The organism is Enteractinococcus helveticum, assembly GCF_001657475.1.
In the GTDB taxonomy this organism is placed as follows: domain Bacteria; phylum Actinomycetota; class Actinomycetes; order Actinomycetales; family Micrococcaceae; genus Yaniella; species Yaniella helvetica.
The window spans coordinates 1-1978 of sequence record NZ_LXEY01000096.1 but is presented as its reverse complement, the minus strand read 5'-3'; the positions used below and the strand labels follow the sequence as shown (position 1 = coordinate 1978).

1 protein-coding gene is annotated in these 1978 nt (G+C 49.2%); it reads right to left on the bottom strand.

What is annotated here, in order from left to right; translation table 11 throughout:
- Positions 1–105: 105 nt before the first annotated feature.
- Entirely contained in the window at positions 106–957 is an 852-nt protein-coding gene (locus tag A6F49_RS14740; protein ID WP_161485831.1) for a hypothetical protein, read from the bottom strand.
- Between the last annotated feature and the right edge of the window lie 1021 nt (positions 958–1978).

Sequence of the window (1978 nt, the reverse complement as noted above, 5' to 3'; positions counted from 1 at the left end):
ACCAGCTACCCAAAACCCTGCAGCTGCCCGCTGCGGCCTGGATTAACCAACCCGCCCCACCGTCACAGGAGGACACACAACTCGCCGCCTAAACACACGCTGGTCTCACCCGACTTGAAAATTACCGAGCCGAGAGTCTGTCATCTCTAAGGCTTTGCGCAAGGCGCGTGTTTGACTCAACGGAATCGAATTCTCGAAAGCCATCTCCATTGTGTAGTTTTCGGCAGAGGCTAACAGCATAGTGCCGACCCCTGTTCTGCCCTCATAGGGCTGAGCTGAGACAGCGTTTAGTTTGGAGACCAATTCACGGCCAAAAGGGTCTCCGTTGAAATAAACAAATGTGTGAACAAACGCGTCGGCCGCGCGCTGGATGATCTGTTCCTTGTCGTGATGTCGAATACTCTCCGGTTCCTCGAAAATCGATAGTGAGAAGGTAGCGCTTTGCAAAACTTCAGTAACTACAGCTTCATGAAGTGAGAGTTTGGATTTAGCTCTGGGTTCCTCATGCCTTTTGGTGAGAGCCGGGAGTGAATCCCATCTATTGCGGATAACTCCGATGACAGGAAAGACCCGGTACCTCCCTACACTGGCTGAATGTCCGACGAACCATCGATGGAATTCATGCACGGGATGTGAATTGAGAATATTTGCGATGACGGACGCTCGACAGTCGTCAAGCAAGTCTGAATGAAACCTTGTGTTAAGGCCAGCATGACTATTCCAGAAGTTGCGATATTTATGAGTGTTGTACAGGTCTTCTCCATCGGCCAAAGCCGTACTGAAGAGCTCGGAGACAACTTCAGTTCTTTCAGGCTCTATACAAATGGGAAAACCACCTGGTTCTTCCTCGAAGCCAATCAGCAGAGCTGTTGGAGCTACTTGCACTCCAATATCTTGAAGCGCACGATTTGCTGTCATTTCTAAATCAATACGGAAATTGGGCTGGAACCCCCACATGAATTGTTCTATAACTCTCATCAAGCCCCTCTACGATACCGACAACGGTTAAATTGAACACTGGACGCAGGTTTTCCGATTCTTAATTTCCCACGTTCTACCAAGCTGGTGCTCTTAAACATACTCGTCTTATAAAATTGTTGACAGATAGGGGAACCTTGTACGAAGCTAATCGGTGAAACTACCTTGATCCAGCGATCGCCTCACTTTCTCTCAAATCGTGAGTCATATCGAAGTAACCGCACGGTAATGTCGTACATGAATATTTGGTGTTGTGGTGAATCCGTACTCTGAAGTCAATTCAGTCAGCATTGTACATATGATCACGGCCACCGGTAGGGCGTTTCCCAAAGCGTAGCCACGAGAAAGATCATTGAGTTTCTAAACAGAGTCCATTGTTTTTGGGTCGTCCCACCACACTTTTCATTTGTTGTCGTCATGAGCGCGGCATTGTCTTCCTCAGTGGGTCGAAGGTAGCTATAGCTCTTGTCTTGGTTCCTGGGACCCTTCCTATCGCGCCGTCGAAACCGCCGATCCGTCACCCGGCGTCCATGCAAGGGCACCCTGACAAGAACGAGGGCCCAAATGTGTTGGACTGCCAGAAAAGCCCGTTGTCGTCCTTGCCCTATTGGTGCTGATTCTTCGGAGAGTGAGCGGCGCCGTCCGGGATGAGGTGAGGACATGTCTTCTGCTCCACGGTTTTTGAGCTTTCCGTTTCGATTGCAATAGTGGTATCGTCGGGCTTTTAGCTCGACTTGGTATTCCTGATGTCGGAGCGGTTATTCGGTATCGCTCTCGTCTAGATATTATGGTGAGGCAGTAACTATTTTTCTTGGCTGCATTATTGGCGACCGTTCTAGTCTTTTTGAACTGGACACCTATCCTGCGCTTCTTAGTGGCCTGCTCTAGAGATTTCGGACACGGGCCCTCTTAGTCTTGACTAAACTTGAGGGTCATACCGAAAGTGAGACTGAGTAAGGACATGTCAACTCCACGCCGTCGTTATACCCAGGAATTCAAA

What these genes read in the sequence shown, in the direction of transcription:
- A6F49_RS14740 (WP_161485831.1), bottom strand. Translation starts at nt 957, where the DNA reads ATGTGGGGGTTCCAGCCCAATTTCCGTATTGATTTAGAAATGACAGCA.